This window comes from Mycobacterium cajalii, assembly GCF_045809005.2.
In the GTDB taxonomy this organism is placed as follows: domain Bacteria; phylum Actinomycetota; class Actinomycetes; order Mycobacteriales; family Mycobacteriaceae; genus Mycobacterium.
In genome coordinates this window covers 5,218,943-5,238,723 of the sequence record NZ_CM141436.1, presented here as the reverse complement: position 1 = coordinate 5,238,723, position 19,781 = coordinate 5,218,943, and the positions used below count along the sequence as shown (strand labels likewise).

21 protein-coding genes and 1 pseudogene are annotated in these 19,781 nt (G+C 69.9%); 12 read left to right on the top strand and 10 right to left on the bottom strand.

Going from position 1 to position 19,781, the window contains the following annotated elements; all coding sequences use genetic code 11:
- Window position 1 precedes the first annotated feature (1 nt).
- Window positions 2-955, top strand: a complete 954-nt coding sequence (locus tag ACJ512_RS24850) for a DUF3027 domain-containing protein (protein ID WP_407687089.1) — start codon at window positions 2-4, stop codon at window positions 953-955.
- On the opposite strand, the gene ACJ512_RS24845 is transcribed toward ACJ512_RS24850, so the two are convergent.
- Together ACJ512_RS24845 and ACJ512_RS24840 are read right to left on the bottom strand one after the other, a co-directional pair.
- A complete protein-coding gene (locus ACJ512_RS24845) occupies window positions 952-1,407 on the bottom strand; it encodes an SRPBCC family protein (protein WP_407687090.1) in 456 nt (151 codons plus the stop codon). The genes ACJ512_RS24850 and ACJ512_RS24845 overlap by 4 nt on opposite strands.
- Window positions 1,408-1,442: 35 nt before the next feature.
- Entirely contained in the window at window positions 1,443-1,718 is a 276-nt protein-coding gene (locus ACJ512_RS24840) for a DUF2530 domain-containing protein (protein ID WP_407687091.1), read from the bottom strand.
- A gap of 181 nt (window positions 1,719-1,899) precedes the next feature.
- On the opposite strand from ACJ512_RS24840, the gene ACJ512_RS24835 reads away from it, so the two are divergent.
- The 3 genes from ACJ512_RS24835 to ACJ512_RS24825 are packed head-to-tail and all read left to right on the top strand — an operon-like array spanning window position 1,900 to window position 3,430.
- Window positions 1,900-2,331, top strand: a complete 432-nt coding sequence (locus tag ACJ512_RS24835; RefSeq protein WP_407687092.1) for an Rv0880 family HTH-type transcriptional regulator — start codon at window positions 1,900-1,902, stop codon at window positions 2,329-2,331.
- On the top strand, window positions 2,328-3,152 hold the full coding sequence (locus ACJ512_RS24830; protein ID WP_407687093.1) for a TrmH family RNA methyltransferase: 825 nt from the start codon (window positions 2,328-2,330) through the stop codon (window positions 3,150-3,152). Before ACJ512_RS24835 ends, ACJ512_RS24830 begins: the two co-directional genes overlap by 4 nt.
- Complete coding sequence (locus tag ACJ512_RS24825; protein WP_407687094.1) at window positions 3,149-3,430, top strand: DUF2537 domain-containing protein; 282 nt, start codon at window positions 3,149-3,151, stop codon at window positions 3,428-3,430. Before ACJ512_RS24830 ends, ACJ512_RS24825 begins: the two co-directional genes overlap by 4 nt.
- Here the strand turns inward: ACJ512_RS24825 and sepH are convergent.
- Together sepH and serC are read right to left on the bottom strand one after the other, a co-directional pair.
- Window positions 3,427-4,233 carry a septation protein SepH gene (gene sepH, locus ACJ512_RS24820; protein ID WP_407687095.1) on the bottom strand — a complete coding sequence of 269 codons (807 nt, stop codon included), beginning with the start codon at window positions 4,231-4,233 and terminating at the stop codon, window positions 3,427-3,429. The two genes, ACJ512_RS24825 and sepH, sit on opposite strands and share 4 nt — an antisense overlap.
- 120 nt (window positions 4,234-4,353) lie before the next feature.
- Window positions 4,354-5,472: a phosphoserine transaminase gene (gene serC, locus ACJ512_RS24815; RefSeq protein ID WP_407687096.1), complete on the bottom strand. Its 1,119-nt coding sequence runs from the start codon at window positions 5,470-5,472 to the stop codon at window positions 4,354-4,356.
- A gap of 199 nt (window positions 5,473-5,671) precedes the next feature.
- Here serC and ACJ512_RS24810 point away from each other — a divergent pair, with 199 nt between their 5' ends.
- A complete protein-coding gene (locus tag ACJ512_RS24810; protein ID WP_407687097.1) occupies window positions 5,672-6,697 on the top strand; it encodes an AurF N-oxygenase family protein in 1,026 nt (341 codons plus the stop codon).
- A gap of 18 nt (window positions 6,698-6,715) precedes the next feature.
- Window positions 6,716-8,413, top strand: a complete 1,698-nt coding sequence (locus ACJ512_RS24805; RefSeq protein ID WP_407687098.1) for an FAD-dependent oxidoreductase — start codon at window positions 6,716-6,718, stop codon at window positions 8,411-8,413.
- A 108-nt stretch (window positions 8,414-8,521) separates the two neighbouring features.
- Here the strand turns inward: ACJ512_RS24805 and ACJ512_RS24800 are convergent, their stop codons facing one another.
- Window positions 8,522-9,643, bottom strand: a complete 1,122-nt coding sequence (locus tag ACJ512_RS24800) for a citrate synthase 2 (RefSeq protein ID WP_407687099.1) — start codon at window positions 9,641-9,643, stop codon at window positions 8,522-8,524.
- Between the two features lie 80 nt (window positions 9,644-9,723).
- Between ACJ512_RS24800 and pdxH the strand changes: the two genes are divergently transcribed.
- Window positions 9,724-10,383, top strand: coding sequence for a pyridoxamine 5'-phosphate oxidase (gene pdxH / locus ACJ512_RS24795; RefSeq protein ID WP_407687100.1), 660 nt, complete (start codon window positions 9,724-9,726; stop codon window positions 10,381-10,383).
- A 138-nt stretch (window positions 10,384-10,521) separates the two neighbouring features.
- On the top strand, window positions 10,522-11,817 hold the full coding sequence (locus ACJ512_RS24790) for a citrate synthase (RefSeq protein WP_407687101.1): 1,296 nt from the start codon (window positions 10,522-10,524) through the stop codon (window positions 11,815-11,817).
- Between the two features lie 21 nt (window positions 11,818-11,838).
- On the opposite strand, the gene ACJ512_RS24785 is transcribed toward ACJ512_RS24790, so the two are convergent.
- A complete protein-coding gene (locus ACJ512_RS24785) occupies window positions 11,839-13,425 on the bottom strand; it encodes a phytoene desaturase family protein (RefSeq protein WP_407687119.1) in 1,587 nt (528 codons plus the stop codon).
- Window positions 13,422-13,685 (bottom strand): DUF2630 family protein, encoded by a 264-nt coding sequence (locus tag ACJ512_RS24780; RefSeq protein WP_407687102.1) that lies wholly within the window; start codon window positions 13,683-13,685, stop codon window positions 13,422-13,424. Before ACJ512_RS24780 ends, ACJ512_RS24785 begins: the two co-directional genes overlap by 4 nt.
- Before the next feature lie 170 nt (window positions 13,686-13,855).
- Between ACJ512_RS24780 and arfA the strand changes: the two genes are divergently transcribed.
- The 4 genes and pseudogenes from arfA to arfC all read left to right on the top strand — a co-directional run bounded on the left by arfA (window position 13,856) and on the right by arfC (window position 16,122).
- Window positions 13,856-14,845 carry a channel-forming protein ArfA/OmpATb gene (gene arfA / locus ACJ512_RS24775; protein WP_461479873.1) on the top strand — a complete coding sequence of 330 codons (990 nt, stop codon included), beginning with the start codon at window positions 13,856-13,858 and terminating at the stop codon, window positions 14,843-14,845.
- Window positions 14,846-14,872: 27 nt separating this feature from the next.
- Window positions 14,873-15,025: a channel accessory protein ArfB gene (gene arfB, locus ACJ512_RS24770; RefSeq protein ID WP_407687104.1), complete on the top strand. Its 153-nt coding sequence runs from the start codon at window positions 14,873-14,875 to the stop codon at window positions 15,023-15,025.
- Window positions 15,022-15,072 (top strand): annotated as a pseudogene (locus ACJ512_RS24765) (hypothetical protein); the annotation flags it as partial. The gene arfB and the pseudogene ACJ512_RS24765, both read left to right, overlap by 4 nt.
- Window positions 15,064-16,122, top strand: coding sequence for a channel accessory protein ArfC, sunset domain variant (gene arfC / locus ACJ512_RS24760; protein WP_461480152.1), 1,059 nt, complete (start codon window positions 15,064-15,066; stop codon window positions 16,120-16,122). The pseudogene ACJ512_RS24765 and the gene arfC, both read left to right, overlap by 9 nt.
- A 41-nt stretch (window positions 16,123-16,163) precedes the next feature.
- Here the strand turns inward: arfC and ACJ512_RS24755 are convergent, their stop codons facing one another.
- The 3 genes from ACJ512_RS24755 to ACJ512_RS24745 all read right to left on the bottom strand — a co-directional run bounded on the left by ACJ512_RS24755 (window position 16,164) and on the right by ACJ512_RS24745 (window position 19,775).
- On the bottom strand, window positions 16,164-17,504 hold the full coding sequence (locus ACJ512_RS24755) for a HAMP domain-containing sensor histidine kinase (RefSeq protein WP_407687105.1): 1,341 nt from the start codon (window positions 17,502-17,504) through the stop codon (window positions 16,164-16,166).
- A 17-nt stretch (window positions 17,505-17,521) separates the two neighbouring features.
- Window positions 17,522-18,232 carry a two-component system response regulator PrrA gene (gene prrA / locus ACJ512_RS24750; protein WP_407687106.1) on the bottom strand — a complete coding sequence of 237 codons (711 nt, stop codon included), beginning with the start codon at window positions 18,230-18,232 and terminating at the stop codon, window positions 17,522-17,524.
- 61 nt (window positions 18,233-18,293) lie between these two features.
- On the bottom strand, window positions 18,294-19,775 hold the full coding sequence (locus ACJ512_RS24745; RefSeq protein ID WP_407687107.1) for a carboxyl transferase domain-containing protein: 1,482 nt from the start codon (window positions 19,773-19,775) through the stop codon (window positions 18,294-18,296).
- Window positions 19,776-19,781 lie beyond the last annotated feature (6 nt).

Below are 19,781 nucleotides of genomic sequence, written 5' to 3'. Positions count from 1 at the left end.
CGTGACCGGACCCATCGAGGAGACCGCCGCAGCGACCGTGGCCGACTGGCACGAGGGGCTGGCGGAGTTGCTCGCGGGTGCGGCCGACCAGGCCAGGGCGGCCGTGGAAGAGTTCAGTGGCCCGGACGCGGTCGGTGACTACCTCGGCGTGAGCTACGAGGATCCCAACGCCGCGACCCACCGGTTCCTGGCGCACCTGCCCGGTTACCAGGGCTGGCAGTGGGCCGCCGTGGTCGCCGCCTATCCTGGTGCCGGGCACGCCACCATCAGCGAGGTCGTCCTGATCCCCGGTCCGACGGCGTTGCTGGCGCCAGAGTGGGTGCCGTGGGAGCGCCGCGTCCGTCCGGGGGACTTGAGCCCGGGAGATTTGCTGGCGCCGGCTGCCGACGACCCGCGTCTGGTTCCGGGCTACACCGCCAGCGGTGACCCCCAGGTCGACGAGACCGCCGCGGAGGTCGGGCTGGGTCGACGCTGGGTGCTGGGCGTCGTGGGCCGGTCCGAGGCCGCCGAGAGGTGGCACACCGGAGAGTACGGTCCCGAGTCGCCGATGGCGCGGTCCACCAAACGGGTCTGCCGCGACTGCGGTTTTTTCCTGCCGCTGGAGGGATCGCTGGGCGCGATGTTCGGGGTGTGTGGCAACGAACTGTCCGCCGACGGCCATGTCGTGGACAAGCAATACGGGTGCGGCGCCCATTCGGACACCCCCGCTCCGGCGGGTAGCGGCTCACCGAAGTACGAGGCATTCGACGACGGCGTGCTCGATGTCATGCAGGCGGCGGCGCCGGTCACGGAGGCCGCGGAGCCGGAGCCCGCGTCCCCGGAACCCGAGGCCGCGGAGTCCGAAACCGCACCCGCGGAACCCCACCCCGAGGTCGAGCCGGAGCTGCCCGAGACCCCGGAGTCCCCGCCGGCGCCTCCGGAGCCCCAGCCCGAGCCGCTGGAGCCGCCGGACTAGCCGTTCTCGGCGGCGGCTTTGATCTTCGCCAGCGAGATATCGATGCCCTCGAGCAATTCGCGCTCGAATTTGGTGGTTCCGCCGAAAAAGGCGTTCGCCGTGAGGTTCGAGAAAGCCGTCACACCGTTTTCGGCCTGCCGACTCTCGATCAGCCGCGTGCCCCGCTCATGCGGCTCGAGCTCGTAGCTCCAGATGGTGCGGTTGACGTCGACCTTGAAGGCGAGCCGCTTTTCGGGAACGACCTCGACGACGGTGCATGTGGTGAACCAGAACAATCGGCCGCGACGGTTGAGGTTGAGGGTCCGAACGCCGGCGTGGAGCGGGCCGAACGCCTTCATCCACCGGCACTGTGGGCTCCAGTGGCGCATGCGCCGCAAATCGGAGATCAGCTCCCAGACTTTCGACGCCGGTGCCGCGATCTCGATTTCGGCCTGCAGTAGCTCGGCGACCATTGATTCCCCCCGAATCTGAAGTGTCCTGGGCGACTTTATCTCCGGTGGAGATACGTCTCGAGCCCGGCCTGCGCACCGCGGTCACCGCGACGGGCCGCGGCCAGCTGCCAGACGAAGATGCCCGTACCGAGCAACCCCACGGCCAGCCCGGCCACCGCCACCGGGCGCCAACTCTGCAGCGTCGGGACGAGGAAGGCGGCCACCGCGGCGACCAGCCATCCCGCGGCGCCCACCGCGATGACCGGCCATACCTCGAGCAACGGCGGCGGCAGCGGTGGTGGTTTGCGGCTCCGGCCCGGCTCGACGGACATACCCCTCAACATAGCTTTGCCGCGGCTCGGGACGCTCACGGCCCGAGCCGGGTCGCCGGGAAACCTGCCTGCAGCAGCCGGTTGGCAGCCGCAATTTGCCGCCGGGTGCCGACCAGGGTCCGCACCGGCCATTAGCCAGGTGGTCATGCCGAATTCTGCGGGTTGCGTGTACCCTCGCGCCATGCCTGACAGCGATGCGCGACTGGCCAGCGACTTGTCGCTGGCCGTGATGCGGCTGTCCCGCCAGCTGCGGTTTCGCAGCCCCCCCTCGCCGGTGTCGTTGTCGCAGTTGTCGGCGCTGGCGACGCTGCTCGGCGAGGGCGCGATGACCCCGGGCACGCTGGCGATCCGCGAGGGGGTCCGGCCGCCGTCGATGACCAGGGTGATCGCTTCGCTCGCCGAGATGGGTTTGGTGGACCGCGTTCCGCACCCCGTCGACGGCCGGCAGGTGCTGGTCTCGGTGTCCGAGGCCGGCGCCGAGTTGGTCAAGGCGACGCGGCGGGCCCGGCAGGAGTGGCTGGCCAAGCGGCTCGCGACGCTGGACGGCACGCAACGCGAGACCCTGCGCGCCGCCGCCGACCTGATGCTGGCCCTCGTCGACGAAAGCCCGTGAGCGACGGCCCGGACGTTCACGACGTCGACGATCCCGACGATCCCCGCCTCGACGACTTCCGCGACCTGAACAGCGTCGATCGTCGTCCCGACCTGCCCGGCGGCAAGGGGCTGGTGATCGCCGAGGGCGTCCTGGTCGTCCAGCGCATGCTCGCCTCCCGGTTCACCGCGCACGCCCTGCTGGGCACCGACCGGCGACTGGCCGAACTCGCGGACGACCTCACCGGCGTCGCGGCGCCGTTTTATCGAACGTCCGCCGAGGTCATGGCGCAGGTGGTGGGTTTTCATCTCAACCGGGGCGTGCTGGCGGCCGCCAGGAGGGTGCCCGAACACGGGGTGGACCAGGTCGCCGCGGGCGCCCGCACCCTTGCGGTGCTCGAGGGGGTCAACGATCACGAGAACCTGGGCTCGATGTTCCGCAACGCCGCGGGCCTGGGCGTGGACGCGGTGGTGTTCGGTAGCGGCTGCGCCGACCCGCTGTATCGTCGCGCCGTCCGGGTGTCCATGGGGCATGCGCTGCTGGTGCCCTACGCGCGGGCGACCGACTGGCCCGCCGATCTGGTGACGTTGCGGGAACGCGGGTTCCGGCTGCTGGCGATGACCCCGCGCGGCGACGCCCGTGCGCTGCCGGAGGCGATGGCGGCGGCGCGCGACGACCGGGTCGCGATCGTCGTGGGCGCCGAAGGCCCGGGACTGACGGCCGCCACGCTGCGGTTGAGCGATATGCGGGTGCGCATCCCCATGTCGCGGGGAACCGACTCGCTCAACGTGGCGACAGCGGCCGCCGTGGCGTTCTACGAACGATCTAGGCTGCGTTCGTGAACGAGCCGGTGCCGTGGGCCACGGGATTGGCCGTCGCGGGGTTCGTCGCCGCGGTGACCGGCGCCGCGATAGTGGTGCTGAGCCTCGGGTTGATCCGGGTGAATCCGCTGTTGGCGGTCGGCCTCAACGCGGTGGCGGCCGGTGGACTGGCGCCCACATTGTGGGGGTGGCGGCGGACCCCGGTGCTGCGCTGGCTGGTGCTGGGCGCAGCGGTCGGTGTGGTCGGCGGGTGGCTGGCGCTGCTGGCCCTGACGGTGTCAGGCAGCGGCCAGCGCTAGCGCTGCCCGCTCGAGCGCACCCCGAGCAGCACGTCTTCCCAGGCGGGAATGGTCGGCTTGGCCGCCTTGCTCGCCTTGCCGCGCCGGGTGGGCGCGGGTTGCTCGGGCGGTGCAGGAGCGACGGGCGCGGGCGCAGCGGCCTCCGGCGCGGTCTCCGGTTCGGCCGTTTCCTCGAAGTCGAGGTGGGCCACCCGCGCGAGCGGCCGCAGCGGGCGTTCGAAGTTCGGGTCGATCAGCTCGCTGGCCGCGTCGTCGACCGCGGTGACAGTTCCGCCGTGGGCGCCGGGCATGAAGCAGAAGTGTGCGAGGTTGTCGGAGCGGCCCACCTTCCAGGCCAGCTGCACCGTCCACCGGTTGTCTTCGTTGCGCCAGGCGTCCCAGCCGACCTGGTGCGGGTCGAGGCCGCGCGCCACCAGGGCCGTGCTCACGGTTTCCAGCAGCGTCAGCACCGCGGGGCCGTCGGCGAGCACGGGATGTGCGGCCGTCGCCAGCTCGGCCGCGCGGGCGCGTTCCAGCAGCACCGGGTGGGCGAACCGGCGGACCCGCGAGATGTCGGAGCCCGACGCCGTGGCCACCTGCTCGACGGACGCGCCGGCGCGGATTTTCGACTGAATCTCCCTGGGGCTCAGCATGTTCGTGATCTCGATGTCGAGCTGCGGTTGCTCCGAGGCTGTGGGTCCGTCCCGCAGGACGGCCCGCAACCGGTCATCGACCGCCAGCTTGAACCGGTCCGCGGGGTCGCCGCCTTCGCAGATGAGGTATTTGCCGTCGGCATCGAGCCCAACCATCTTGAGTTCCCGCATGGCTTCTCCTCGCAGGGTCCAGGTGCGTCGCAAAGGACCCGTCACGTGCGCACTCTAGTCCGGCTAACGCCCGTAACCGGGCCTGACACGCTGGCCGGTTGCGAGCTGATGACGCCGAAGTTAAAGCCGCTCGACGACCCAGTCGACGCACCGGGTGAGGGCGCTGACGTCATCGGGATCGACCGCGGGGAACATCGCGACGCGCAGCTGGTTGCGGCCGAGCTTGCGGTACGGCTCGGTGTCGACGATGCCGTTGGCCCGCAGCACCTTCGCAACGGCGGCGGCGTCGACGTCGTCGGCGAAGTCGATCGTGCCCACCACCTGCGAACGCAGGGCGGGATCGGCGACGAACGGCGTGGTGTAGGGCCGCTCTTCGGCCCACGAGTACAGCCGCTGCGACGAGTCGGCCGTGCGCTTGACCGCCCAGTCCAGGCCGCCGTTGCCCAGCATCCAGTCGAGCTGCTCCGCCATCAGCACCAGCGTGCCGATGGCCGGGGTGTTGTAGGTCTGGTTCTTCAGGCTGTTGTCGATCGCCGTCGGCAGCGACAAGAAGTCGGGCACCCAGCGACCCGAGCCGGCGATGGCCTCGACGCGGGCCAGCGCGGCAGGGCTCATGACGGCCAGCCACAGGCCGCCGTCGCTGGCGAAGTTCTTCTGCGGCGAGAAGTAGTACGCATCGGTCTCGGTGATGTCGACCGGGAGGCCCCCGGCCCCGGAGGTGGCGTCGATGACGACGAGCGCCTCGCCGGAGCCCGACGGGCGGCGGATCGGCACGGCGACCCCGGTCGACGTCTCGTTGTGCGCCCAGGCGATCACGTCGACGGACGGGTCGGACTGCGGTTCGGGGGCGCTGCCGGGATCCGCCTTGATGACGACCGGATCGCCGACGAACGGGTTCTTGGTGACGGCGGAGGCGAACTTCGAGCTGAACTCCCCGTAGGTCAGGTGCAGCGAACGCTTGTCGATCAACCCGAAGGCCGCGGCATCCCAGAACGCCGTGGCGCCGCCGTTGCCCAGGATGACCTCGTAGCCGTCCGGCAGCGAGAACAGCTCCGCCACGCCCGAGCGCACCCTTCCCACCAGGTTCTTGACCGGCGCTTGCCGGTGCGACGTGCCGAACAGGCCGGCCGCGGTGGTGCTCAGCGCGTTCAGCTGTTCGGGTCGGACCTTTGACGGACCGCATCCGAAGCGGCCGTCGCGGGGTTTGAGGTCAGCGGGAATCTCGAGCTCGTCAGCCATGCTCACCAGCGTAGTGAGCCGGGCCGGCGCCCAGAAGCGGCGGTCCCGTCGCACCCGTCGACTGTGATCCAAACCTCACCGATCCGGTGACCAGTGGTCAGGTCACAGTGGTCCAAGAGGGTCTGGAACATATCCAGTACCTGCGGTACCGTCTAGACATTGCACGTCCGAATGTAAACCTCGCTTGGGGAGGCTCGGGATGGACAGGACGCGAATGGTCCGGCGTTGGCGCCGCAACATGGAGGTGCGCGACGACGTCGAGTACGTCGACATGCTCGCCACATTGTCCGAGGGGTCGGTGCGGCGAAACTTCAACCCGTACACCGACATCGACTGGGACTCGCCGGAGTTCGCGGTCACCGACGACGATCCCCGGTGGATCCTGCCGGCGACCGACCCGCTGGGGCGCCACCCGTGGTACCAGGCGCAGTCCGACGAGCGCAAGATCAAGATCGGCATGTGGCGCCAGGCCAACGTGGCCAAGGTGGGACTGCACTTCGAATCCATCCTGATCCGCGGCCTGATGAACTACACGTTCTGGCTGCCCAACGGGTCCCCGGAATACCGCTACTGCCTGCACGAATCCGTCGAAGAGTGCAACCACACGATGATGTTCCAGGAGATGGTCAACCGGGTCGGCGCCGACGTCCCCGGGATGCCGCGGATGCTGCGCTGGCTCTCGCCGCTGGTGCCGTTGGTGGCCGGCCCGCTACCGGCGGCGTTCTTCATCGGGGTGCTCGCCGGTGAGGAGCCCATCGACCACACGCAGAAGAACGTGCTGCGCGAAGGCAAGTCGTTGCACCCGATCATGGAACGGGTGATGGCCATCCACGTGGCCGAGGAGGCGCGGCACATCTCCTTCGCCCACGAGTTCCTGCGCAAGCGGTTGCCGGAGCTGACCCGCAGGCAACGGTTCTGGATCTCGCTGTTCTACCCGCTGACGATGCGCGTGCTCTGCCAGGCCATCGTGGTGCCGCCCAAGGCGTTCTGGGACGAGTTCGACATCCCCCGCGAGGTCAAGAAGGAACTCTTCTTCAAGTCACCCGAGTCGCGAAAGTGGCTGAGCGACATGTTCGCCGACGTGCGGATGCTGGCGTGTGACACCGGCCTGATGGAAAGCCGTCTCGCGCGGCTGATGTGGCGGATCTGCAAGATCGACGGCAAGCCGTCGCGCTACCGCAGTGAGCCGCAACGCCGGCACCTTGCCGTGGCCCCGGCCGCCTAGCACGTCCCCGGTTGCCACATGCCGCACGTGATCACCCAGTCGTGCTGCAACGACGGGTCCTGCGTTTACGCGTGTCCGGTGAACTGCATTCATCCGACACCGGATGAGCCGGGCTTTGCCGCCTCGGAGATGTTGTACATCGACCCGGTGGCATGCGTGGACTGCGGTGCCTGCGTGAGCGCCTGCCCGGTGGGCGCGATCGCGCCCGACACCCGGCTGGAAGCCAGGCAGCTGCCGTTCGTCGAGCTCAACGCGTCGTTCTACCCGAAGCGGCCCGCGGGGGAGAAGTTGCCGCCCACCTCGAAGCTGGCGCCCGTGATTCCCGCGGCCGAGGTGCGCGCCCGTCGCCGGCCGCTGACCGTGGCGATCGTGGGGTCCGGTCCGGCGGCGATGTATGCCGCCGACGAACTGCTCACGCAGCCTGGCGTGCGGGTCAACGTGTTCGAGAAGCTGCCCACGCCGTACGGGCTGGTGCGCGCCGGGGTCGCACCGGATCATCAGAGCACCAAACGGGTCACAAGGCTGTTCGACCGGGTCGCCGGTCATCGCCACTTCCGGTTCTACCTCAACGTCGAGGTCGGCGAACACCTGAGCCATGCCGATCTGTTGGCGCATCATCACGCCGTGCTCTACGCCGTCGGTGCGCCCGAGGACCGTCGGCTCGAGATCGACGGGATGGGCCTCGCGGGCACCGGAACCGCCACCCAGGTGGTGGCGTGGATCAACGGCCACCCCGACTTCGCCGGGCTTCCGGTCGATCTCAGCCACGAGCGCGTGGTGATCATCGGCAACGGCAACGTCGCCCTCGATGTGGCCCGGGTGCTCACCGCGGACCCGGACGACCTGGCCCGCACCGACGTCTCCGACCGCGCGCTGGACGCATTCCGACGCTCCGCGGTGCGCGAAGTCGTCATCGCCGCGCGGCGCGGTCCCGCCCACTCGGCGTTCACGTTGCCCGAGTTGATCGGGCTCACGGGCTCCTCCGAGGTCGTGCTGGACGCCGGTGACCACGAATTGGTCGCGCGGGATCTGGCGACGGCGTCGGACACGTTGACCAGGACCAAGCTGGAGATCCTGAGCAAGCTCGGCGACGGGTCGGCGCCGCCCCGGGCTGCCGGGCGCCCGCGAATCCGGTTGGCGTACCAGCTCACACCCGAGCGCGTGCTCGGTGAGCACCGTGCCAGCGGCGTGGAGTTCTCGGTCACCGGCACCCGGGAGTTGCGCCGGCTCGACGCGGGTCTCGTGCTGACCTCGATCGGCTATCGCGGCAAGATGATTCGCGATCTTCCGTTCGACGAGTCAGCCGGTGCGGTCCCCAACGAGGATGGCCGGGTGGTGGACCCCGAATCCGGCCGGCCGATCCCGGGCACGTATGTCGCGGGCTGGATCAAGCGGGGGCCCACGGGTTTCATCGGCACCAACAAGTCCTGCTCCTTCCAGACCGTGCAGGCCCTGGTCGCCGATTTCAACGCCGGCGCGCTGGCCGACCCGGTGGCCCGGCCCGACGCGCTCGACGAGCTGGTGCGGGCCCGCCGGCCCGAGGCCGTCGGCTCCGCCGGGTGGCGTGCGATCGACTCGGCCGAGGTCGCCCGCGGCAGGCGCGACGGACGGCCGCGCAACAAGTTCACCGATGTCGCCGACATGCTCGCGGCCGCGTCAGCCGCGCCGCCCCCGCGGCGGCAGAAGCTGCTGAACCGCCTGCTCGACCGGGGTTAGCGGCACGCGCGCCCGCGCCCGCGCGCGTTCGCGAGCGTGCGTGTCGGTACGCCGACACGCCGTGACAGCCGTCAGTTTGCGCACGCTCGCGCGTCCGCCGTGGCGCGCTCAGGGGCTGGTGCGCACCCGATCCCAGCCCTCGACCGCCTCCGGGCTGCGCGGGCCCGGACCGACGTAGATGGCCGACGGGCGGACCAGCTTGCCCAGGTGCTTCTGCTCCAGGATGTGGGCGCACCATCCCGCGGTGCGTCCACAGGTGAACATCGCCGGCATCATGTTGGCCGGCACCCGCGCGAAGTCCAGGATCACCGCGGCCCAGAACTCCACGTTGGTTTCGATGGCCCGGTCCGGGCGGCGTTCGCGCAACTCGGCCAGCGCGGCCTGCTCGAGCGCGACGGCGACCTCGTGGCGCGGGGCGCCCAGCCGTTCGGCGGCCGCGCGCAGCACCCGCGCCCGCGGGTCCTCGGCCCGGTAGACCCGGTGCCCGAATCCCATCAGCTTCTCCCCGCGGTCCAGGATCCCCTTGACCAGGCCGCGGGCGTCACCGGTGCGCTCGACCTCCTCGATCATCGGCAGCACCCGCGCCGGCGCGCCGCCGTGCAGCGGCCCGCTCATCGCGCCGATCGCGCCGGACAGCGCCGCGGCCACATCGGCGCCCGTCGAGGCGATCACCCGCGCGGTGAACGTCGAGGCGTTCATGCCGTGCTCGGCCGCCGATACCCAGTAGGCGTCGATGGCCTCGACGTGCCTGGGGTCCGGCTCGCCCTGCCAGCGCGTCATGAAACGCGCTGTGACGGTGGGGCATTCGTCGATGACCCGCTGGGGAACCGCCGGCTGGTAGATGCCACGCGCCGACTGCGCGACGTAGGACAGTGCCATCACCGACGCCCGGGCCAGCTGTTCGCGGGCGGTGGCGTCGTCGGTGTCGAGCAGCGGCTTGTAGCCCCAGATGGGTGCCAGCATCGCCAGGCCCGCCTGCACGTCGACGCGCACGTCGCCGGTGTGGATCGGCAGCGGGAACGGCTCGGCGGGCGGCAGCCCGTGTCCGAACCTGCCGTCGACCAGCAGGGCCCACACGTCGCCGAACGTGACCTTCTGGCTCACCAGGTCCTCGATGTCGACGCCGCGGTAGCGCAACGCGCCGCCGTCCTTGTCCGGTTCGGCGATTTCGGTGGTGAAGGCGACGACGCCTTCGAGGCCGGGCACGAAGTCTTCCGGGACCACAGTCATGGGGAAAATTCTCGCACCCCGTGCCCGCGGCGCTGCTACCGGCCGGTAGCTAACGGGTCACGCCCGGTAGCGTGGGGCCGATGGTAGGGCCGGACGACCGGCATCTTTCGCAGATGCGGGTGGAATATGGGTCGGTGGAGAAGGACGGCAGCCCCGACCTGGACACCGACTGGCTGGCAGACGGCTGGCTTGCGTTGTTCCGCAGGTGGATTGACGATGCCGAGCGGGCGGGGCTGGCCGAGCCCAACGCCATGGTGTTGGCCACGGTCGCGGACGGCAGACCCGTCAGCCGAACGGTGTTGTGCAAGAGCGCCGACGAGACCGGAATCACATTCTTCACCAACTACGACTCGGCCAAGGGGGACGAGCTGGCGTCGACGCCCTTCGCGTCGGCCACGTTCCCCTGGTATCGGCTGGGCCGGCAGGTCCACATCCGGGGCCCGGTCAGCCGGGTCGAGCCGCAGGCCACCGCCGACTACTGGGTCAAGCGCCCGCGCGGCTCGCAACTGGGGGCGTGGGCCTCGCAGCAGTCGCGGCCCATCGCGTCGCGGGGCGCGCTGCTCGACCAGCTGGCTGAGGTGACCGCACGTTTCGCCGGCACCGAGAGCGTGCCGGTGCCGCCCAACTGGGGCGGGTATCTCATCGCGCCCGAGGTGGTGGAGTTCTGGCAGGGACGGGAAAATCGGCTGCACAACCGGATTCGGGTCAGCGGCGGCCGTGTGGAGCGACTGCAGCCCTGACGGCGCCGGACGGGAGGCCGCACGACCAGCGAACCCGACCCCGGGCAGGCGCGCCGTCGCGATAACGACTACGTTCAGCAGTACGCACCCACGTGCGGGCCAGCCATATCAGTTCAGCCAGAGTGCAAAGGGGTTCTCGTGGCCGACACCGACGACAGCGCGACCCTCCGGTATCCGGGGGGCGAAATCGACCTGGAGGTCGTCCGCGCCACCGAAGGAAACGACGGTATCGCGCTCGGATCCCTCTTGGCCAAGACGGGGTACACCACCTTCGACAACGGCTTCGTGAACACCGCGTCCACCAAGAGTTCCATCACCTACATCGACGGCGATGCCGGCATCCTGCGCTACCGGGGCGTCCCGATCGAGCAGCTGGCGGAGAAGTCGACGTTCATCGAGGTCAGCTACCTGCTGATCTACGGGGAGTTGCCGAACAAGGACCAGTTGGCGGAGTTCACCAACCGGATCCAGCGGCACACCATGCTGCACGAGGACCTCAAGCGGTTCTTCGACGGATTCCCGCCCAACGCCCACCCGATGCCGGTGCTGTCCAGCGTCGTCAACGCGCTGAGCTCCTACTACCCGGACGCGCTGGACCCGATGGACACCGAGCAGGTGGAGCTGTCGACCACCCGCCTGCTGGCCAAGCTGCCGACCATCGCCGCGTACGCCTACAAGAAGTCGATCGGGCAGCCGTTCCTGTACCCGGACAACTCGCTGACCCTGGTGGAGAACTTCCTGCGGATGACCTTCGGGTTGCCGGCCGAGCCTTACCTGCCGGATCCGGAGATCGTGCGGGCGCTGGACATGCTGTTCATCCTGCATGCCGACCACGAACAGAACTGCTCGACGTCGACCGTGCGCCTGGTCGGCTCGTCGCGGGCCAACCTGTTCACCTCGATCTCCGGTGGCATCAACGCGCTGTGGGGCCCGCTGCACGGCGGCGCCAACCAGGCGGTGCTCGAGATGCTCGAGGGAATCCGCGAGAGCGGTGACGGCGTCGGGGAATTCGTCCGCAAGGTCAAGAACCGCGAGGCCGGCGTCAAGCTCATGGGCTTCGGCCACCGCGTCTACAAGAACTACGACCCCCGGGCGCGCATCGTCAAGGAGCAGGCCGACAAGATCCTTTCCAAGCTCGGCGGCGACGACGACCTGCTGGGCATCGCGAAGGAACTCGAAGAGACGGCGCTGACCGACGACTACTTCATCGAGCGCAAGCTCTACCCGAACGTCGACTTCTACACCGGCCTGATCTACCGGGCCCTCGGGTTCCCGACCCGGATGTTCACGGTGTTGTTCGCGTTGGGCCGGCTGCCCGGCTGGATCGCGCACTGGCGTGAGATGCACGACGAGGGCGACAGCAAGATCGGCCGTCCGCGCCAGATCTACACCGGCTACACCGAGCGCGACTACGTGAGCATCGACGCGCGCTAGATAGACCGGCGCGCGTCCGCGTCACAGGGACGACAGGACCGCCATCGCGGCGTTGTGACCTCCGATGCCCGACACCGCACCGCCGCGGCGGGCTCCCGACCCGCACAGCATGATCCGGTCATTGCCGGTGGCCACTCCCCAGCGCCGCGCCGGGGTGTCCAGCGGATCGTCGTCGCCGGCGAACGGCCACGACAGTCCGCCGTGGAAGATGTTGCCGTCGGTCATCGCCAGCGTGTGGTGCAGATCCCTGGTGGTGGTGGTCTCGATGCACGGACTGCCGTGCGCGTCGTTCAGCAGCACGTCCTGGATCGGTTCGGCCAGGACGGAGTTCAGCGACGCCAGCACCGACTCGGTCAACTGGTCGCGCAGGGTGTCCGGGTCGGCGTCGCCAAACAGGGAGTGCGGGGTGTGCAGCCCGAACACCGTCATGGTGTGAACACCGGCGCCGCGCAGCCCGGGCGACAGGATGCTGGGGTCGGTCAGGGAGTGGCAGTAGGCCTCGCACGGCAGGGGATCGGGCAGCCGGCCGGCCGCGGCGTCCGAGTACCCCGCGTCCAGCTGGGTCCAGGTTTCGTTGGCGTGGAAGGTGCCGGCGAATGCCTGGTCGGGGGTGACGCGGTCGTCATGTAGCCGGGGCAGCCGCCCCAGCACCATGTTCACCTTGACCTGTGCGCCCTGCGCCGGTGTCGAGGGCGTCTCGCCGAGCAACCCGTCGAGTACTGCGGGGCTGACGCCGGCCAGGAGGAACCGCCCACGGACCACGTGGTCCTCGCCGCCGGCGCGGTAGCGCGCCCGCCCGTCCGGGTCGACGGCGTAAACGTCGGCGCCGGTGACGATTTCGGCTCCCTGGCCGACGGCCGCCGCGGCCAGGGCGGTGCTCACCGCGCCCATGCCGCCGACCGGGACGTCCCAGTCGCCGACGCCTCCGCCGAGCAGGTGGTATAGGAAGCAGATGTTCTGCGTCAGCGACGGATCGTCGAGGCGAGCGAAGGTTCCGATCAGCGCGTCGGTCGCGATGACGCCGCGGACCAGGTCACTGCCGACAGCCGCGGCGATGGCGTGCCCGATCGGCTCGTCCGTCATCGCCCGCCATGCGGCCGCCGCGTCCCGGTCTCCGGAGGCCAGCACGTGGCGGCGGGCTTGTTCACGGGTGCGCAGCGGTTCGAGCAGGGTGGGCCAGAGCCGGCTGGTCACCATCCGGCAGCGTTGGTAGAAAGCGGCGAAACCGTGTTCGTCGGCGGCGGCGCCGACCGCGGCGAAGCCGGCCGGGCCGTGCTGCCCGCTCTGCGCCCCGATCAGCAGGCCGGAACGTCCGCCGGTGACCGGGTCCGGGGTGTAGGACGAGAACCGTCGTCCCCGCAGGCGCACGGTGACGCCCAGATCGTCGAGGATGCGCGGCGGCAGCAGGCTGACCAGATAGGAGTAGCGCGACACCCGGACGTCGACGCCGTCGAAGGCGTGCGCCGACACGGCGGCGCCGCCGACGTGCCCAAGCCGCTCCAACACCCGCACGCGCAGGCCCGCCCGGGCCAGGTAGCCGGCCGCGACCAGCCCGTTGTGGCCGCCACCGACCACGACGACGTCGACATCTGCCGTGCGCTGCGTCAGCTCAGGTAGCCCTCGACCTCGTCAGGCGGACGCACCTCCGCCTCGCGTGGATCGCCACCACTGTCGCGCAGCGCCCGGCGCTGCCGCAGCAGGTCCCAGCACTGGTCGAGCTCGACTTCCAGCCGACGCAGGCGCTCGTGTTCCTCGGACGCGGTGACGTCGCCGCGCTGCACCTGCGACCGCAGCGCCTTCTCCTCGGCGACCAGTTCGCGGATGCGCCCCAGCGTCTCGGTGTCGGTCGGTTTACTGCCGTTGCCCATCGCTCCAGTGTGCCCGACCCAAAGTCGCGGCGCTCCGCACTAGGTAGGCTGCATATCGCCCGAAGAACCGACGGGCACGGGGATGGAAATTGAGCTAGGGGGCGCAAGTGAGTTTAGGGACGGATTTGAGTCGACCGCCCGAAACAACCGACCCGCGGCGGAGTCCGGAAATGTTCCGGCGGTCGCTGGGTCGTCCCTGGCTGATCGCGTTGTTGGTCATTCCGTTGTCTTTTCGGCGGTCACTCGGCCTGCCCTGGCTAATTGCGCTCGTCGTTATTCCATTGCTGATAGCGGTCATCGGCTACGGCGCGTTGGACCGCCCGGCCGCCACCACGGGGCCGACCGGCGTGCTCCCGACCTTGACGCCGCCGAACAAGTCCGAGGCCCCGAAGTTGTCCCTGGCGCCGCTTTCCATCGTCCGTAACGGCAACGATGTCGCGCTCAGCGGTAATTTCCCCGATGATTCCACCAAGTTGGCCTTGATCGCGGCGCTCAAGAACGCACTGGGCCCGGGTATCAACATCATCGACCAAATTATTATCGACCCCAAAGTCGACTCACTCGACTTTTCAAATGCCGGAGTGCTTTTCAGGGACAGCGCGTCGATTCCCGATTTCAATCTGACGGTCAATGGGAACACGATCATCTTGGCGGGTACCACCGGATCGCAGGACGAGAAGATTGCGGTGGAGCGCGACGCCGCGACCACGTGGTCGGGTGTGAACGTGGTCGACAGCCTCGCGGTCACGGGTACGTCGTCTCCCGGAGAACCCGGCTCGCCTCCACCGCCCCCTGCGGCGTGTCCCGATCTACCCTCGGCCATCAACGCGGTGACGGGCGGGCAAATCGCCTTCGGCGAAGACGGGTTCAGCTTGACCCCGGCCGACGAGCAAAGCCTCAGCCAGGTGGCGGAGAAGCTCAAGGCATGTCCCTCGGCCCGCGCGACGATCAACGGTTACAGCGACGACAACGGCACCGAGGCCATTAACATTGCGCTGAGCAGCCAGCGAGCACAAAAGGTCGCTGACTACCTGGCTGGCCGCGGCGTCCCCAGCGGGCAGTTGGTGGTCAGGGGTCTGGGTTCGGTCACCCCGGTGGCTCCCAACGACACGGCCGGGGACCGCGCCAAGAATCGCCGCGTCGAAATAGTGGTCAGCTGAAATAATCGTCAGCTAAGGAGAAGCAGCATGGATTTCGTCATCCAGTGGTTGTGGTACCTGCTGGCTTTTGTGGCGGGCTCGACCGTCGCCTGGGTGATCGCGACGAGACTGATCAAGCGCATCGCCGCCAGGAAGGTTTTTGCCGGTCTGACCGGCGAGGAGACCGGAGTGCGGCGATGAGTCACGTGCACTGGTGGCTCGTCGGCTTGTCCTTCGTCATGGGATTGGTTTTGACGTCCGCGCTGATACTGCGCCCTGCCAAGGGTTCTTCGCTGTTGGAGACGTCGTTGGAGGCCGTAATGGCGGGGATCGGGGAGCCGCCCGGTCCGCCGCCCAGCACTCTCGAGTGGCCGAGCGCGCAGGGGGCTCACGCTGTCGAGTTGTTGACCACGATGGTTGCAGTTCCCGACGAAAGGGTGGCGACGAAGGCCCCGGTCGCGGAGGAGGAGGGGGAGGGGGAGGCTCCGGCCGTCGAGGAACCGGTGCCGGCCAGCCTTGCGGCTGTCGAGGATTTGTTGTCGAGGGAAAGCCCGGTCACCGGGGATCCGGCGCCGTCGGAAGGACTCGCGGTTGCCGAGGCGCCGACGCCGACGGAACCGCCGGCTGCCGAGCGGCCGGTGGCCCGTAGGGCCTCCGGTATCGAGGACCTGTTGGCAAGGAAGGCGCCGGTTGTCGCGGAGGCCCGGGTGGCGGAGCCCTCGGTTGGCGAAGAGGCCCCGGTTACTGAAGCGGCCCCGGTGGCGGAGGAGGCCCCGGTGCCCGTGGAGTCGCCGCCTGTGGAGCATCCGGTCGCCGAGGAGCCGGTGACCAAGGAGTTCCCGGTGACCGATGAGTCGCCCTGGACGACGCGGCCCGGCACGTCGGTCCAGCCGGCGAACGAGGCTTCAGCCGGCACGCCGGTCCAGCCGGTGCGCAAGTCCCCGCCCGCCGCGACGGCACCGGTGCGCAAGCCCCCGCCCGCGAAGAAGGCCCGACCCGCGAAGGCCCCGGCGGTGAAGAAGGCCCCACCCGGCAAAAGGCCGCGGCCCGCCAAAGCCGCGCCGCCAAAGCGGCCCACGCTGCCGTATGCGCCCTACGGCCCCGGCTCCGCCCGCGCCACCCCCGAGGGTGGCGGACCGTCGGGCTGGTTGGTGAAGGGGCGCTCGGACACCCGGCTCTTCTACACCCCCGACGACCCTGCCTATTACCTCACAGTCGCTCAAGTCTGGTTCAAGGACGAGCAGGCGGCTGTGCGTGCCGCCTTCACGCCCTGGCGTAACAGCTCCCGGAGGAAGTGACCCGCGGAGTCGGCGGGATTCGCGTGACGGCGCGGGCCTGATCAGCAGGGACCGGGCAGCCGCAGCACCAGCCGGGCGCCGCCCAGCGGGCTGTCCTCCAGCGATGCCGTGCCGCGGTGCAGCTTGGCCTGCTGGGCCACCAACGCCAACCCCAGGCCCGACCCGGAATGGGAGGCGGTCGACCCGCGGGAGAACCGCTCGAACACCACCCGGCGCTCCTCCTCGGGCACTCCGCTGCCGTTGTCGTCGACGGTGATCTCCACTCCGGCCCGGGAGCTGACCGCCGACAGCTGGACCCGGGTGGCACCCCCGTGCTTGACGGCGTTGGCGATCGCGTTGTCCACGGCGAGGCGCAACCCCGCCGGTAGCCCCACGATGATGCAGGTGGGCGACGGCACCAGCGAGACATCCAGGTCGGGGTAGACCCGGGTGGCGTCATGTGCGGCGCGGTCGAGCAGCTCGGTGATGTCCACCGGCACGTGGTCATCAGACGTCGACAGCTCGCCCTGGGCCAACCGCTCCAGCGCGCTCAGCGTGGCCTCGATGCGCGACTGGGTGCGCACGACGTCGTTGATCACCTCCTTGCGCTGGTCCTCGGCCAGGTCGAGGGTGGACAACACCTCGAGATTGGTGCGCATCGCGGTCAGGGGAGTGCGCAGTTCGTGCGACGAGACGGCGGCGAAATCGCGGGCCGACGCGAGCGCCTCCTTGGTGCGGTTCTGCTCGTTCCAGATCCGCTGCAGCATGCCCCGCATCGCTTCGGCGATCTCCACCGCCTCACTGGCGCCGTGCACCTCCACCTGCGGCGCCTCGTCGCCCGCGTCGATCGAGCGGGTCTGCTGGGCGAGCTGTTTGAACGGGCGCACCGCGAAGGCCGCCAGCAGCCAGGCGAACACCGCCGCCGCTCCGATCGCGAAGCCGCAGATCAGCAGTACCCTGCGGTGCAGATTGTTGGTCTCGGCGATGGTGGTGTCATACGTCGCGCCCACGGCCACCGAGGTCGGCTGCGGGCCCGGGATCTCCACCGTGCGCACCCGGTAGCGCACGCCGTGCACATAGGTGTCGGCGTAGTCGACGTTCAGCTTCGGCAACGTGACGCCCGAATTCGACTTGACCAGGTCACCGCGCCGCACCGTGATGATGGCGTCCTGGTCGTTGGGCGTACGCGGTATCTCGTCCAGACCGCGCGGCAGGAACGGGATCGCAAAGCCCGCGGCCTCGTCGAGCCGGCGGTCCAGCCGCTCCTTGCGGTCGTTGGTGATCCCGACCCAGACGACCGTGCCGACGATGAGCACCGGAATCGCGGCGCCGATGACCGTCGCGACGACGACCCGCGTTCGCAGCGAGGGCGTACGGGCGAAGATCCGCGACAAAATTCGCATGACCTGCTTCGGCTCGGTCACTGCATACGCAGCACGAACCCGACCCCGCGGACGGTGTGCAGCAGGCGGGGGCCGCCGTTGGCCTCCAGCTTGCGGCGCAGATACCCGATGAACACGTCGACGACGTTGGTGTCGGCGGCGAAGTCGTAACCCCACACCAGCTCCAGCAGCTGGGCGCGGGACAGCACCGCGGTCTTGTGTTCGGCCAGGACCGCCAACAGGTCGAACTCCCGCTTGGTCAGGTCGACGTCGACGCCGTTGACCCGGGCCCGCCGGCCCGGGATGTCGACTTCCAGCGGACCCACGGTGATGGTTTCCGACGACGACGTCGCGGTCGCGCCGCGACGGCGCAGGAGCGCCTTGACGCGTGCGACGAGCTCGGCCAGCACGAACGGTTTGACCAGGTAGTCGTCGGCGCCGGCCTCCAGGCCTGCCACCCGGTCGTCGACGGAGCTGCGGGCGGACAGCACGCAGACCGGGACGTCGTTGTCCATGGCGCGCAGCGCGGTCACCACGCTGACCCCGTCCAGGACGGGCATGTTGATGTCGAGCACGATCGCGTCCGGGCGCGTCTCGGTCGCGCTGCGCAAGGCCTCGGCGCCGTCGACCGCCGTCGACACCTCGAAGCCGGACAGGCGCAGACCGCGTTCCAACGAGGCAAGCACGTCGGAGTCGTCGTCGACGACCAAAACCCGAGGCGAGGTCGCACCAGTGTCCATGCTCACCATTTTGCCGGATTTCGGTCGTCGACCGTGGGAGGCGGCGGCAAAGCCGCGCCGACCGGTCTGATCAGGCGTCTCCCGGCAAGCCGATGCGCCGGTACCGTCGCAGCCGCGCGGCCAGCCGCTCGCCGTCCGGCACGTCCCGCAGCGCGTGCAGCTCGGCGGCGATGGCGCGCGACATCCGGTGGCTGAACTCGGCCGGCTCGTCGGCGGCGTCGGGATCCTCCGGCACCACGACGTCGACGATCCCGGCGGCCAACAACTCGGCCGAGCGGATCCCCTGGATCGCGGCGAGCTCGGCCGCGTGTGCGGTGTCCCGGAAGACGATCGCGCTGGCACCTTCGGGCGGCAGCGGCGCGAGCCAGCCGTGCAGCGCGGCCAGCACCCGGTCGGCGGGGACCATCGCCAGCGCCGGACCGCCGCTGCCCTGCCCGAGCAGCACCGACACCGTCGGGGTGTCCAGCGTCACCAGCTCGGCCAGGCACTGGGCGATCTGGGCGGCCAGCCCGTCCTGCTCGGCCTCGGCCGACAACGCGGGCCCGGCCGTGTCGATCACCAGCACCAGGGGCAGGCGCAGTTCGGCGGCCAGCGCCATGCCGCGCCGGGCCTCGCGCAGCGCGGCCGGCCCGACCAGACCGCCGGTCACCCGTTGTTGGCCCAGCACCACGGCGGGCTGGCCGGCGAATCGCGCCAGTGCCAGGAGGGTGGTCGCCGCCTCGCCGTAACCGGTGCCCGACAACAGCACGACGTCACTCGCGCCGTGCCGCAACAGGAACCTGACGCCCGGCCGGTCCGGTCGCCGGGATGCCACCACCGAATCCCACGCCGGCACGTCGGCGATCGGTTGGGCCGGTGGCGGATCCGGCAGCGGCGCGGCGGGGTCGGCGATGACGGTCAGCGCGCGGTCCAGCGTCTGCCGCAGCTCATCGAGGGCGACGACCCCGTCGAGGACTCCGCACCGTTGCAGGTTTTCCGCGGTCTGCACGCCTTCCGGGAAGGGTTCGTCATACAGCAACTCGTAGACGCGCGGACCCAGAAAGCCGATCAGGGCGTCCGGCTCGGCGATGGTGACATGGCCCAGCGATCCCCACGACGCGAACACCCCGCCCGTGGTCGGGTGGCGCAGGTAGACCAGGTAGGGCAGGTGCGCCCGTTTGTGCAGCGTGACCGCGGCCGCGATTTTCACCATCTGCAGGAACGCGACCGTGCCCTCCTGCATGCGGGTGCCGCCGGAACTCGGCGAGGCCAGCAGCGGCAGCCGTTCGGCGGTGGCCCGCTCGACCGCGGCGGTGATCCGTTCGGCCGCGGCCACCCCGATCGAGCCGCCCAGGAAGCCGAACTCGCAGACCACCACCGCTACCCGGCGCCCGTAGATCCGGCCCTCGCCGGTGAGCACCGATTCGTCCAGTCCGGTGGCGGCCCGCGCCTCTGCCAGTTCCCGCTCGTAGGACTCGCTGAGCGGCAACGGTGGCGGCGCACTGTCCCAGCTGAGAAAGGATCCCTCGTCCAGCACCGCGTGCCGGAGTTGACCGGCCGTGATACGACTCACGCCACG